The sequence below is a fragment of the Clavibacter davisi genome, from assembly GCF_052751415.1.
In genome coordinates, this window is record NZ_CP199882.1 from 3,097,450 (window position 1) to 3,110,019 (window position 12,570).

The 12,570-nt window shown below is 73.5% G+C and carries 15 protein-coding genes and 1 tRNA gene; 3 read left to right on the plus strand and 13 right to left on the minus strand.

Translation table 11 applies throughout. The annotated features are described in order from the left end of the window. Positions 1 to 78: 78 nt before the first annotated feature. The 3 genes from ACU4ZT_RS14735 to ACU4ZT_RS14745 are packed head-to-tail and all read right to left on the minus strand — an operon-like array spanning position 79 to position 2,520. Positions 79 to 1,350, minus strand: a complete 1,272-nt coding sequence (locus tag ACU4ZT_RS14735; protein WP_254654509.1) for a YcaO-like family protein — start codon at positions 1,348 to 1,350, stop codon at positions 79 to 81. Further along, positions 1,338 to 2,285 (minus strand): TOMM precursor leader peptide-binding protein, encoded by a 948-nt coding sequence (locus tag ACU4ZT_RS14740; protein ID WP_445337454.1) that lies wholly within the window; start codon positions 2,283 to 2,285, stop codon positions 1,338 to 1,340. Before ACU4ZT_RS14740 ends, ACU4ZT_RS14735 begins: the two co-directional genes overlap by 13 nt. 10 nt (positions 2,286 to 2,295) lie before the next feature. Next, positions 2,296 to 2,520, minus strand: coding sequence for a hypothetical protein (locus tag ACU4ZT_RS14745; RefSeq protein ID WP_063071530.1), 225 nt, complete (start codon positions 2,518 to 2,520; stop codon positions 2,296 to 2,298). Between the two features lie 183 nt (positions 2,521 to 2,703). Between ACU4ZT_RS14745 and ACU4ZT_RS14750 the strand changes: the two genes are divergently transcribed. Both ACU4ZT_RS14750 and ACU4ZT_RS14755 read left to right on the plus strand, forming a co-directional pair. After that, positions 2,704 to 3,366, plus strand: coding sequence for a YqaJ viral recombinase family protein (locus ACU4ZT_RS14750; RefSeq protein ID WP_445338669.1), 663 nt, complete (start codon positions 2,704 to 2,706; stop codon positions 3,364 to 3,366). Positions 3,367 to 3,520: 154 nt separating this feature from the next. After that, positions 3,521 to 4,573: an NADP-dependent oxidoreductase gene (locus ACU4ZT_RS14755; RefSeq protein ID WP_445337455.1), complete on the plus strand. Its 1,053-nt coding sequence runs from the start codon at positions 3,521 to 3,523 to the stop codon at positions 4,571 to 4,573. 13 nt (positions 4,574 to 4,586) lie between these two features. Here ACU4ZT_RS14755 and ACU4ZT_RS14760 read toward each other — a convergent pair whose 3' ends face one another. The 6 genes from ACU4ZT_RS14760 to ACU4ZT_RS14785 all read right to left on the minus strand — a co-directional run bounded on the left by ACU4ZT_RS14760 (position 4,587) and on the right by ACU4ZT_RS14785 (position 8,196). Next, positions 4,587 to 5,171 (minus strand): GNAT family N-acetyltransferase, encoded by a 585-nt coding sequence (locus ACU4ZT_RS14760; protein WP_445337456.1) that lies wholly within the window; start codon positions 5,169 to 5,171, stop codon positions 4,587 to 4,589. 104 nt (positions 5,172 to 5,275) lie between these two features. Next, positions 5,276 to 5,962, minus strand: a complete 687-nt coding sequence (rplA, locus tag ACU4ZT_RS14765) for a 50S ribosomal protein L1 (protein ID WP_063071529.1) — start codon at positions 5,960 to 5,962, stop codon at positions 5,276 to 5,278. Positions 5,963 to 6,061: 99 nt separating this feature from the next. Next, positions 6,062 to 6,493 (minus strand): 50S ribosomal protein L11, encoded by a 432-nt coding sequence (rplK, locus tag ACU4ZT_RS14770; protein ID WP_012299878.1) that lies wholly within the window; start codon positions 6,491 to 6,493, stop codon positions 6,062 to 6,064. Between the two features lie 53 nt (positions 6,494 to 6,546). Further along, complete coding sequence (nusG, locus tag ACU4ZT_RS14775) at positions 6,547 to 7,581, minus strand: transcription termination/antitermination protein NusG (protein WP_063071528.1); 1,035 nt, start codon at positions 7,579 to 7,581, stop codon at positions 6,547 to 6,549. A 183-nt stretch (positions 7,582 to 7,764) separates the two neighbouring features. Then, on the minus strand, positions 7,765 to 8,037 hold the full coding sequence (gene secE / locus ACU4ZT_RS14780; RefSeq protein ID WP_063071527.1) for a preprotein translocase subunit SecE: 273 nt from the start codon (positions 8,035 to 8,037) through the stop codon (positions 7,765 to 7,767). A gap of 86 nt (positions 8,038 to 8,123) precedes the next feature. Continuing rightward, a tRNA-Trp gene (locus tag ACU4ZT_RS14785) sits at positions 8,124 to 8,196 on the minus strand. A 188-nt stretch (positions 8,197 to 8,384) separates the two neighbouring features. On the opposite strand from ACU4ZT_RS14785, the gene ACU4ZT_RS14790 reads away from it, so the two are divergent. Next, complete coding sequence (locus ACU4ZT_RS14790) at positions 8,385 to 9,614, plus strand: pyridoxal phosphate-dependent aminotransferase (protein ID WP_063071526.1); 1,230 nt, start codon at positions 8,385 to 8,387, stop codon at positions 9,612 to 9,614. Between the two features lie 33 nt (positions 9,615 to 9,647). On the opposite strand, the gene ACU4ZT_RS14795 is transcribed toward ACU4ZT_RS14790, so the two are convergent. The 4 genes from ACU4ZT_RS14795 to ACU4ZT_RS14810 form a co-directional block, all read right to left on the minus strand. Then, entirely contained in the window at positions 9,648 to 10,802 is a 1,155-nt protein-coding gene (locus ACU4ZT_RS14795) for a UDP-N-acetylmuramate dehydrogenase (RefSeq protein ID WP_063071525.1), read from the minus strand. Positions 10,803 to 10,808: 6 nt separating this feature from the next. Further along, positions 10,809 to 11,246: a MaoC family dehydratase gene (locus tag ACU4ZT_RS14800; protein ID WP_063071524.1), complete on the minus strand. Its 438-nt coding sequence runs from the start codon at positions 11,244 to 11,246 to the stop codon at positions 10,809 to 10,811. Continuing rightward, positions 11,243 to 11,692 (minus strand): FAS1-like dehydratase domain-containing protein, encoded by a 450-nt coding sequence (locus tag ACU4ZT_RS14805; RefSeq protein ID WP_086517109.1) that lies wholly within the window; start codon positions 11,690 to 11,692, stop codon positions 11,243 to 11,245. The genes ACU4ZT_RS14800 and ACU4ZT_RS14805 overlap by 4 nt, the downstream gene beginning before the upstream one ends. A 601-nt stretch (positions 11,693 to 12,293) precedes the next feature. After that, the gene (locus tag ACU4ZT_RS14810; RefSeq protein WP_445337457.1) at positions 12,294 to 12,485 is read right to left on the minus strand and encodes a hypothetical protein; all 192 of its coding nucleotides are present in this window, start codon (positions 12,483 to 12,485) and stop codon (positions 12,294 to 12,296) included. Positions 12,486 to 12,570: the final 85 nt, after the last annotated feature.

Genomic DNA, 12,570 nt, shown 5'->3' on the forward strand with positions numbered 1-12,570 from the left:
GGTGCGGGCGACGGGCGGTGCGGGCGCGCCGGGTCGGGCCGGCTCGCGATGACGGAGACGCGGGGCGGCGGGCCGCCCTCACGGGAACGGGTGCGGGATGCCGACGAGGTCGGCTGGCCCGTGGATCGCCGGCCCGTCCCGCCACCGTCGGTACAGCCGCGGATGCCCGAGGAACCGGGCGTCGTGCCGCACGTCGAGCGCGACGAGGTCAGGGCTCAGCGCGCGCACCACGTGGAAGCCCGCGGCGCGCACCTCCGGCGAGGTGATCCCGGCCAGCAGTACCTCGATCCCCTCCCGGTGCAGCCCCTCCACGACCTCTCCCCAGCTCGACGGCCCGCCCACGGACGCCACGCGCTCGTCCGACGCGTCGAGGGCGGCCGACAGCGGGCGGGCGGACGGCGGGCAGTGCAGCCGCACGTGGTCCTCGAACTCGACCACGGCGGACGGCTCGACGGGCGGCCGGGGCAGCAGCCGCAGGCACCAGTTGTGGGTGTGCACCGCCTCGCGCACGGCGTTGAGCACGGCCCGGTCCAGGCGGAAGTCGGCCGCGCAGCCCACCGCGACGCCGATCCGGTCGCTCCGCATGACGGCGAGGAGCACGGGCACGTCCGCCGCGGCGTCGAGCACGCGCAGCGAGAAGGCGGCGCCGAACCGCCCGCAGAGCTCCTCCAGCCGCGCGAGCTCCCTCCGGGTGGCCTCGGCGAGCCGCGGGCTGGCACGCCAGTCGAAGACCGGCGGCGTGGATCCGCGCAACCACGCCCGCTGGAACGCGTCGCGCTCGATGAGCTCGAGGATCGCCCGCCCCGCGGCGAAGCCGAACGTGGGCCCGGCCGCGACGCCGGACGAGGTGGCCGGCTCCAGGTGCCGCTCGCGGTGCCCGTCGGACGCGTGCGGGTCGTCGAAGACCACCATCTGCGCCGGGACGTGCACCGGCCTCCCGCCGTGCAGCGAGCGCGCGGCGAGCCAGGTGAGGAGGTCGCCGCGCTCGGCGCGCTCGAACGGGAACGCCGGATCCTCGCGCTGCGCAGGATGGAAGCGCCGGAACGCGTCCGGTTCGACCTGGCGGGCGTCGGAGCCCAGCGGCGTGCGGAACGACCCGCGGGCGCCGGCCAGGGAGAGGCGCTCCACCGCCTCGCCCACGCACGACCTGCGGGCCGCGGCGCCGTCGCCGCCCGGCCCCATGCTGAACCCCTCGGTGGGGATGCCCGCGAGGAAGCCCGTGTCGGCCGTGCGGGCGGAGTGCAGGGCGTCGGGGATGGCGTCCGGCGTGAACGCCATGGGGTGCGAGTACGCGACGAGCCCGGTGTACGGGCTCACCACGTCGGTGCCCGCCGTCCTCAGGCGCGCCACGGCGACACCACCCCCGCGTAGGGACGCGGCCCGCACGTGCCGCAGCGCGCGACGCGGAAGACCGGATGCGCCTCCGCCGACAGCACCTTCGGCTCGACCACGAGGACGGTGCTCGCGACCAGCCAGTCGCGCGCGAAGACCCAGCGGGCGGCGTAGCGCGCGGCGAAGCCCGCCGCGATGGCGTCGAGCCCGGGATCCCGGGCGATGGGCGCGACCGCGTCGGCCGCGGCCGCGTGGTCCGCGGCGAACGGCGTGGTCGAGGCCCAGCGCAGGGCGACGCACTCGAGGCACGGCCCCTCGTCCGGCACGACCACCGGGCCGACGAGCTGGAAGCGGCCGTCGAACGGGTGGATGGGGAGCCAGTCGCGACCGGCCGCGTGCATCCGGGCGCCCACCTCCCGGAGGACCCGCCGGCCGCCGGCCGCGATGACCAGGTCGGCGCCGGCCTCGTCCGTGAGCTCCGCCGAGGGCAGCGCCTCGGCCAGGGAGGCGAGCAGGGTCGGGATGGCGTCGCCGACCAGGGCGACCCGCGCGGGGGTGCGCGGATCCCGGGGGCGGCCGAGGCCCGTGCGGTCGCCGCCGTTGCGCCGCGCCTCGTCGAGCACGTGCGCGAGCTCGGCCTGGTGGGGGTCGTCGAGGCGGCCCACGGGATCGGGCGCGGCATCGGCGGCGGGCCGCGTGGGCGCGCCCACGACGACGTCGCGCACGACGAGCTCGTCGACGAGGTCGGCCACGACCGGGGCGTGCACGCCGAACGCCTCGTCGACGTCCGCGCGCGTGAAGGGTCGGGAGAGGAGCCGCGACACCGCGGAGACGGCGTCGCCGGAGGGCAGCTGCAGGGAGACCAGCTCGCGGCCGCCGAGGAGGTGGAGGGTGTCCTCCACCTCCCCGACGGCGTAGCGGGGACTCACCGAGTAGGTCGTCGACGGGTCCATGGCGGATGCGTCAGCGAGGCTGCTGCTTGCTGCTGCACGAGCAGCACGTGCTGCAGCAGAGGGTGACGTCGGCCATCACGACCTCCGCCTCCCGCCCGCGGTGCGTGATGGTGAAGCCGAACGCCTCCGCGAGCAGCGCGTCGGCGCGCGCCGCGTCGACCTCCTCGACGCGCGTGGGCGCCTCCGCGAGCGCCGATGCTCCCGTGCGGGCCGGTCCTTCCATGAGCAGGGTCATGCCGTTTCCTCTCTCCGTGCTGGTGTGGGTGGGTGGGACGACGCCTTTCTAGCACGATCCTCCGCGCCCTGGTCGCAAACGCATTGCCTGTTGACAAGCCCGTCGTCGGGCAGCATGATCCGCCCGCGCGAGGTCCCCGGGGCACCGGATCCGCGGCGTACCCTGGAGCCCGTGACGGACGAGATGCTGGCCTTCCCGTGGGAGGACGACCTGGCACCCACCGCACCCGCGCCGCCGCCTCCCCCGCCGCACCTCACGCGCATCGTCGCCCACTCGTCCGACCGGGTCGCGTGGCTCCGCGCGCGCAGCTTCGGCATCACCGCGACCGACGTGGCCCGCCTCGCGACCGACGCCTCCCTCCAGGCCGTCGCGCTCGAGAAGCTCTACGGATCCGGTTTCGGCGGCAACCGCTACACGGACCACGGGCGCGAGCGCGAGCCCGAGATCGCCCGCTGGGTCGAGGCGGAGCACGGCATCGTCCCGAGCGCGCACCTGTTCCACGCCGAGGGGCAGCGCCGGCACCTGGCGACCCCCGACGGCGTGGGCCTCCGCGCCGACGGCCGGCTCGAGCTCGCCGAGATCAAGACCACCGCGAAGCCGTGGCGGAGCATCCCGCGCAACTACCTGCGGCAGATCTGGTGGCAGCAGTACGTGCTCGGCGCCGAGCGCTCGCTCATCGTCTGGGAGCAGCACGTGGACTTCGTACCCGTGCACGACATCCCGAAGTGGAAGTGGATCGACCGGGACGAGGCCGAGATCGCCGCGCTCGTGGCGCGCGCGAACGACCTCATCGCCCTCATCGTGCGCATGGCGAACGCGCCGGCGGGAGCCCGCGGGCTGGCCTGATCCGCCCCGGCACGACGCCGACCGGTCCCGCCCGCGCATTCTTCTCGCCCGGGGAACACCGCGGAAACACGCCGGACTCATCCGCCGACTTCACTGGTGGTGCGGGGGCGCGGTGGGATCCACCGCACCGTCACGTCCGAGGGAGGGTCGCACCATGAGCCAGGTCGTCCAGTCGAGAGCCGGCGTCGCCGCCCAGGCCCAGCGGGATCGCGCGGCCGCGTCCCTCGCCCTCACCCCGCTCGGCGCCACCATGCGCGCCGCCGTCGTCACGGAGACGGGCGGGCCCGAGATGCTGCGGATGGCCGACGTGCCCGTGCCGCGCCGCCTCGACTCCGAGGTGCTCGTGAAGGTCGTCGCCGCGGGCGTGAACCCGGTCGACCTGCGGCTGCGCGCCGGCGGGCCCGGCGGCCCGGCGCTCGGCGCCCTGCCTGCGGTGCTCGGGCGCGACTTCAGCGGCGTCGTCGTCGAGTCGCCCTACGAGGACCACGCGCTGCACCCGGGCGACGAGGTCTTCGGCCTGGCCATGGCGCCGCGGATGCCCGGCAGCTACGCCCCCTACGTCGCCGTCCCCAGCGTCAGCCTCGCCCGGAAGCCCGCGCGCCTGTCGCACGTGGAGGCCGCGGCGACACCCGTCAGCGCGCTCACCGCGTGGGGCATGGTCGTCGACATCGGCAAGGCGCACGAGGGCCAGGTCGTGCTGGTGCACGCGGGGGCCGGCGGGGTCGGCCACTTCGCGGTGCAGTTCGCGCGGCACTTCGGCGCCCGCGTGATCGCGACCGGCTCGCCCCGCAACGTCGACTGGCTGGCGGAGCTCGGCGCCGACGAGGTCATCGACCGCACGCAGGTGCGCTTCGAGGACGTGCTCGCCGACGTCGACGTGGTGATCGACCTGGTCGGCAACTGCACGGACGACACCGGCACCCGCTCGCTCCCGGTGCTGCGCCGCGGCGGCCTCATCGTCAGCGCGCCGATGCAGGGCTGGCCGACGCTCGTGCAGGACGCCGCCGCCGCGGGCGTGCGCGCCACCCACTACGAGGTCGCGCCCGACGGGCAGACGCTGGCGGTCATCGCCCGGCTGCTCGAGTCGGGCGACATCCGGGTCTACGTCGACGAGGTCTTCGATCTGCAGGACGCCGCCGAGGCTCACCGCCACATGGAGAGCGGGCGGGCGCGCGGCAAGGTCGTGCTGAACGTGTCGCGCGGCTGATCCGGGGACCTCGTCACGGGGTGGGATCCGCCAGCGGCCGCTCCATGACGCGGTCGGTCTCCACGGAGTCCGCGAGGCGGAACGACCGCGTGCCGACGATGCGGAACCCCTGGCTAGCGTAGAACCGGATCGCACGCGCGTTGTGCTCGTTGACCCCGAGCCAGATGCCCGCCAGGGCGTCGGCACCGTGCTCCCCCGCCAGCCCGCGCGCCGCACGCAGCGTCTCCGCCATCAGCGGGCGCGCGACGCCGGCCCCGTGGGATCCGCGCTCGACGTAGACCTTGCTCAGCTCGATGACGGGCCGCAGCCGCAGCGCGCCCGCGACGTCGGGATCCGCGGGCGGAGTCGCCACGATCATCGTGTAGCCGACCGCGCGGCCGTCGACCTCCGCGAGCAGCACGCGATGCGCCGGGCTCGCCAGGTGCGCGGCGAAGCGCGCGGGCGAGAGGACCGTCCGGACGTGCTCGGCGATCGCCTCCGCCGTCGTGCTCGGAGGGCAGGCGAGGGCGAAGGTGCGGGCAGCGAGGGCCGCCACCGCGTCGGCGTCCGCGGGCGTCGCGACGCGGAGGGAGGGGACGGCGGGATCCGGGATGCTCACCCCTCGAGCCTAGGCAGCGCCGGACCCCGGGAACGACGGAAGGGCCCGCCGAAGCGGGCCCTTCCTGTGCTGCTGGTCGTGCGTGCGCTCGTCGCGCGGTGGGGCTAGATGGAGTTGACGTCCACCGGGATGCCGGGGCCGAAGGTCGTGGAGACCGTGGCCTTCTGCACGTAGCGGCCCTTGGAGGAGGACGGCTTGAGGCGGACGATCTCCTCGAGCGCGGCGCCGACGTTCTCGGAGAGCTGCTCGGGCGAGAAGCTCGCCTTGCCGACCACGAAGTGGACGTTCGCGTGCTTGTCGACGCGGAACTCGATCTTGCCGCCCTTGATGTCGGACACCGCGCGCGCGACGTCCGGGGTGACCGTTCCGGTCTTGGGGTTGGGCATGAGGCCACGCGGTCCGAGGACCTTTCCGAGGCGTCCCACCTTGCCCATGAGCTCGGGCGTCGAGACGGCGGAGTCGAACGACGTGTAGCCGCCCGCCACCTTCTCGATGAGCTCGTCGCCGCCGACCTCGTCGGCTCCGGCGGCGATGGCCGCCTCGGCCGCGGGGCCCGTCGCGAAGACGATGACGCGGGCGGTCTTGCCGGTACCGTGGGGAAGGATGACGGTGCCGCGGACCATCTGGTCTGCCTTGCGCGGGTCGACGCCGAGCTTGAGCGCGACCTCGACGGTGCTGTCGAACTTGCTGGATCCGGTCTCGCGCGCGAGCTCGACGGCCTCGGAGGCGGTGTACGCCTTCGTCGGGTCGATCTTCTCGGCTGCGGCCCGGTAGGCCTTTGACTTCGCCATTCGTGTCTCCTGTTTCGAGAGTGCGGTGGATGTGAGCCTGGCTGGCTCTCCCGCGTGATGCTGGAGCGGATCCCGGACGGGATCCGCGGGTGGTGGAGGTTAGGCCTCGACCGTGATGCCCATGGAGCGGGCGGTGCCGGCGATGATCTTCGCCGCGGCGTCGATGTCGTTGGCGTTGAGGTCGGCCTGCTTCTGCTCGGCGATCTCGCGGACCTGGTCCATCGTGAGCTTCGCGACCTTGACCGTGTGCGGCGTGCCCGAGCCCTTGGCGACTCCGGCGGCCTTCTTGATGAGCTCCGCGGCCGGGGGCGTCTTCAGGATGAACGTGAACGTCCGGTCCTCGTAGACGGTGATCTCGACGGGGATGACGTTGCCGCGCTGCGACTCGGTCTGGGCGTTGTACGCCTTGCAGAACTCCATGATGTTGACGCCGTGCTGTCCCAGCGCCGGCCCGATGGGCGGTGCGGGGTTGGCGGCGCCGGCCTTGATCTGCAGCTTGATCAGACCCGTGACCTTCTTCTTCGGTGCCATTTCTCTTCCTTCTCCTTGATTGCTAGATCGAGCGGGCCGCGCGGCCCGACCGCCTAGAGCTTGGTGACCTGGTCGAAGCTGAGCTCGACCGGGGTCTCGCGCTCGAACAGGGAGACGAGGACCGTGAGCTTGCCGCTCTCGGGCTTGATCTCGCTGATGGAGCCGGGGAGGCCCGCGAACGAGCCCTCCTTGATCGTGATGGTCTCGCCGATCTCGAAGTCGACCTCGGCCGCGACGACGCGCTGGGCCTGGCCGCCCTTGGTGGGCTGGCCCTTGACCTGCGCCACCTCCTTGATCTCGACGAGGCTCTTCAGCATGGAGAAGGCCTCCTCGAAGCGCAGCGGCGTGGGGTTGTGGGCGTTGCCCACGAAGCCCGTGACGCCGGGGGTGTGGCGGACGACCGACCAGCTGTCCTCGTTGAGGCTCATGCGCACGAGCACGTAGCCCGGGATGCGCACGCGGTTGACCATCTTGCGCTGGCCGTTCTTGATCTCGACGACGTCCTCCATCGGGACCTCGATCTGGTAGATGTCGTCCTCCATGTTGAGCGACACCATGCGGTTCTCGATGTTGCTCTTCACGCGGCGCTCGAAGCCCGCGTAGGAGTGGATGACGTACCATTTGCCCGGCTTGGAGCGGAGCTCCTTGCGGAAGTCCTCGTACGGGTCGACATCGGAGTCGTCCTCGACGGCGTCGTCGGCGGGCACCAGGTCGGCCTCGGCCTGGGCGACGTCCTCGGCGGTGGCGGGCGGGACGTCGGCGGGCTCGAGCGCCTCCTCGGCTGCCTCCTCCTCGGCCTCGTCGTCGGTCGCCTCGACGGCGGCCTCGGCCTCGTCGGGCGAGTCGATGTCGAGGGCGTCCTCGACGATGGCGTCGGCCTCGGGGTCCTCGACGGACTCCATCGCGTCGAGCGCCGCCGTCAGGTCGGTCTCGACCGAGTCGGACTCGACGTGCAGGGCGGTGTGCTCCGCCGCGTCCGAGCTCTCCTCGGAGGACTCGATGGCGTGGCCCTCCTGGACCTCGTCCACCTCGGAGGACTGCTCCGCCGCGGGGGCGAGGTCGACGTCGTCGCGCTTGCTCTCAGCCAATGGATCTACTTCCCTCGTTCTTCGTCGTGCGTTGCCGTTCCGTGCCGTGCTGATCCCGCGCCGGGCCGCGCGGATGCGGGATCCGTGGGGATCCCGGCCGCCGTCGTGCCCGCGCGATGCCGGGCGGGTGTCCCGCCCGCTGTGCGCGTCCGTCCCGTCCCGCCCTCGCGGGCGGGCCTGGTGCTAGGCGCCGTTGCCGAACACCACGATGGAGAGGTACCCGAACAGCTGGTCGAGGAGGGAGACGATCACCATCATCACGATGACGAAGGCCAGCACCACTCCCGTGAACGTGAGCAGCTCCTTGCGGGTGGGGGTGACCACCTTCTTGAGCTCCTGCACGACCTGCTTGATGAAGAGCACCAGCCGGGCGAAGGGGTTGCGTCGTGCATCCCGCTGCTCGCGAGCCTGCGCGACGATCTCCTCGCTCGGCTCGTCGACGATCTTCCGCGCCACGCGTGGGTCCCTTCCTGCATTGCTCGGCTCCGCCCGGAGTTCGGGCGAGCCGCGATGTCACGTGCCCGGGGACCCGTTCCATCTAGCAGGGCGGACAGGACTCGAACCTGCAACCTGCGGTTTTGGAGACCGCTGCTCTACCAATTGAGCCACCACCCTCTGCGTCGACATCCGCCCCGCGCCCTTCGCGACCCTCCCTCTCGGACCGTGCGAGCACGGACGGAAGAGGGCGCGGAAGAGCATGGCGGAGATACCGACCCGGACGAGTGTACCAGCATCCGCGCCCACCCGGTCCGAGCGTCCGCCCGGGGACCGCGGACCCGGCGTGGCGCACGGGCCGGATCCCTATGCTCATGGGCATGGCCGAACCGCAGAGCACCGTCCCCCTCAGCCGCGTCTCCACCCGCATCGGATCCATCGCCGAGTCCGCGACCCTCAAGGTCGACGGCAAGGCCAAGGCCCTGCAGGCCGCCGGACGCCCCGTCATCAGCTTCGCAGCGGGCGAGCCCGACTTCCCGACGCCCGACTACGTGGTCGAGGCCGCGGTCGAGGCGGCGCGCGATCCCCGCAACCACCGCTACACCGCCGCCGCCGGCCTGCCCGACCTGCGTGAGGCGATCGCCGAGAAGACGCGCACGTCGTCGGGCCTCGACGTCGGGATCGACCGGATCATCGTCACCAACGGCGGCAAGCAGGCCGTCTACCAGGCGTTCCAGACGCTGCTCGACCAGGGCGACGAGGTGCTGGTGCCCACGCCGTACTGGACCACGTACCCCGAGGCCATCCGGCTCGCGGGCGGCGTGCCCGTCGACGTCTTCGCGGGCGCCGACCAGGGCTACCTCGTCACCGTCGAGCAGCTCGAGGCCGCGTGGACCCCGCGCACCAAGGTGCTCCTCTTCGTCTCGCCCTCGAACCCCACGGGCGCCGTCTACTCGCGGGAGCAGACCCGCGAGATCGGCGAATGGGCGGACTCGAAGGGCCTCTGGGTCATCAGCGACGAGATCTACCAGGACCTCGTCTACGACGGGGCCGAGGCCGCGAGCATCGTCGACGTGGTGCCGGCGCTGGCCGACCGCACGATCCTCGTCAACGGCGTCGCCAAGACGTACGCGATGACCGGGTGGCGCGTCGGGTGGATGGTCGGCCCGGCCGACGCCATCAAGGCCGCCGGCAACCTGCAGTCGCACCTCTCCTCCAACGTGTCCAACGTCTCGCAGCGCGCGGCCATCGCGGCGCTCCGGGGCCCGCGCGACACCGTCGACCGGATGCGCGAGGCCTTCGACCGCCGCCGCCGCACGATCGTCGCCGAGCTCGACGCCATCCCCGGCTTCGTCACGCCCACGCCGCAGGGCGCGTTCTACGTCTACCCCGACGTGACGGGGCTCTTCGGCCGCGACATCGACGGCGTCACGCCGACCACCTCGCTCGAGGTCGCCGACGTGCTGCTCGAGAAGGCCGAGGTCGCGGCGGTCCCCGGCGAGGCCTTCGGCCCGAGCGGCTTCCTGCGCTTCAGCTACGCGCTCGGCGACGAGGCGCTGCTCGAGGGCGTGCGCCGGATCCGCGACCTGCTGGCCTGATCCGCGATCCGGCCCGTGCGGGTCGGCCCGGCCCTAGAGGGAGAGGCCGACCAGCACGGGCTCGGGCTGCAGGATCACGCCGTGCTCGCTCATCACGCGGCCCTGCACGTAGCGCGCGAGGGCGGCGACGTCCTCGGCGGTCGCGGTGCCGCGGTTGGTGAGCGCGAGCGTGTGCTTGGAGGAGACGGCCGCGCCGGACCCCGGCAGCCGGAATCCGCGGTGCACGCCCGCGTGCTCGATGAGCCACGCGGCGCTGAGCTTCACGCCCGCGGGCGCACGGCGGCGGCGCTCGACGGCCTGGCGCTCGATGGCCTCGGCCACCTCCCACTCGTCGCCGAGCGGCACGACGAGGTCCTCGGGCGGCGCCTCCTGCGGCCAGCGCGGGGCGTCGGCCGGGAGCGTGCGCGCGAAGGCCGCGCTGACGATCGGGTTGGTGAAGAACGAGCCGGCGCTCCAGGTGTCGTGGTCGGCGTCGTCGAGCACCATGCCCTTGGACCCGCGGAGTGCCAGCACGGTCTCGCGCACGCGGGCGACCGGGACGCGATCCCCGAGCTCCACGCCGAGCGCGCCCGCGAGCTGCGGGTACGCGATGGGCAGGCCGAGCGCGTCGGGGCCCTCGCCGCGGGTGAGCGCGAAGTCGACGGAGAGCACGACGCCCACCCGGCCGCGCTTGAGCGACGACGTGCGGTAGCCGAGCCCGAGGTCCGCGGCGGTCAGCCGCTCGACCGCGCCCGTCTCGTAGTCGAGGAGGTCGACGCCCTCGAGGACATCGGCGACCTCCTGCCCGTACGCGCCGATGTTCTGCACGGGCGCGGCCCCGGTGGACCCGGGGATGCCCGAGAGCGCCTCCAGCCCGGCCAGCCCGTCGGCCACGGTGCGCGCGACGAGCGCGTCCCACGGCTCGCCCGCCTGCACGCGCACGAGGACGGTCCCGTCGGCCCGCTCCGCGCCGACCTCGACGCCGCGCGTGGCGATGCGGATGACGCTGCCGGCCACGCCCTCGTCCGAGATGAGGGAGTTGGACCCGCCGCCGATCACGTGCCAATCCTCGCCCACGGCCCACAGGCCGGTGAGGATCTCGACGAGCTCGTCGCGCTCGCTCACGGTGACGAGCTCCTCGGCCGGGCCGCCGACGCGCAGCGTGGTGAGGTCGGCGAGCGGGGCGTCGCGATGGGTCTGGATCGTCATGGGGCCCTACGCCAGCCGGACCTGCGCCTGCGCGCGGCCGAGGACGGTCTTGCCGTCGACGGACACGGCCACGTCGATGCGCACGGTCCCCGCCTCCGCGTCGATGGCGCCGACCTTGGCGACGATGGTCAGGTCCTGCCCGTCGGCGGGATCCACGACCACGGGCCGCGTGAACCGCACGCCGTAGGAGACGATGCGCGACGGGTCGCCCGCCCAGTCGGCCACCGGCTGCACGGCCTGGCCCATGGTGAGCATGCCGTGGGCGAGCACGCCCGGCAGGCCGACCGACGCGGCCACGTCGTCGCGGTAGTGGATGGGGTTGAAGTCGCCCGAGGCGCCGGCGTAGCGGACGAGGGAGTCGCGCGTGAGGTGGATCGCGCGCTCGGCGACGACGTCGCCCACGGAGAGGTCGGCGAGCACGGGCACGGCGGTTGCGGCGCTCACGCGTCGTCCCCGCGGACCACGAGGGTGGAGACGGCCGTGACGACATGGGCGCCCGTGGCGTCCGTCATCGCGGACTCCGCGGTCACCATCGCGTTCCCGCCGAGGGTGGCGACCTTGGTCACGGTGAGCGTGGCGGTGAGCTCGTCGCCCGCGACCACCGGCCGGGAGTACGTGAAGGCCTGCTCGCCGTGGACCACGCGGCTGAAGTCGATGCCGGCGTCGGGCTCCGCGAGCAGCTGCGCGAGCGTCGCCTCCTGCACGACGACCGGGAACGTGCTCGGGGCGACCACGTCGGCGTGGCCCGCGGCGCGCGCGGCGCGGGGATCGAGGTGGACGGGGTGGGTGGCGCCGACGGCGCGGGCGAACTCGCGCACCTTCTCGCGTCCCACCAGGTACGGGGCGGCGGCGGGGAGCACGCGGCCCTGGAGCTCTGGATTCACTGGCACCGGACGATCCTACGCGGCGGCTGCGCGAGCGCCCCGGGCGGGCCGCTCCCCCGGATGCGCTCGGACACGCGAGAGCCCCGGCCCCCACTTCTCGTGGGGACCGGGGCCCGAGGTCGCGATGCTGCCGCTGCGGCGTCAGCTGCCTACTGGCAGGAGTCGCACTGCAGGAGCTCCATGGGGTCGACGGGGATCGCGTAGCCGCCGACGGTGTCGTTGTTGTCGTAGTCCATGGGTGCCTCCCGTTGTGTCTGGATCGGGAGCCGCCGGTGCGGCTCCTCAGGTCTCGTGGCTCTCGCCCCGATGGCCTCCGGACCCGCGTCTTCGCGAGGATCCGGTGTGCTCGGCCACCCGGTGGGGCGGTGAGGTTCTCCACTATATAACCCGAACTACAGACCTGTCATTCCACTACATCTAGTGTTTCGGCGTGTCGCGGCCGCTCCCGCGCCATCATGCGGATCCGGGCCGGGCGTCCGATCCGCGACCCCGTGCGAGCCCGGCGTGTCGACCGGCCGGGACCCCGTCCGCCGCACCCCGGGCATGCGCGAGGGCCGCCGCGAACGCGTCGCGGCGGCCCTCGTGCGCGTGGTGCGCGGGGTGCGGATCAGGCGCCGCCCTCGCGCGCCTCCTTCTCCGCCTCGGACTCGCTGGCGGTGTAGTCGCCGCCGGCGGGCGCCTCGCGGCGCTCCTCGTCGTGGGCGTCGGGGACGGGGTTGCCCTGGGTCTTGTAGAGCACGTCGTCGTGCTCGGCGCCCGAGGCGTGGTCGGGGTGGTCGGGGGATTCGTGGTGGGTCATGCCCGGAGGCTACGCCGCGGGGGCGGGCGCCGGAAGGGCGACGTCCGCGGCCGGACACGGGCGCGGCTGCGGCTACGGGCGCGGC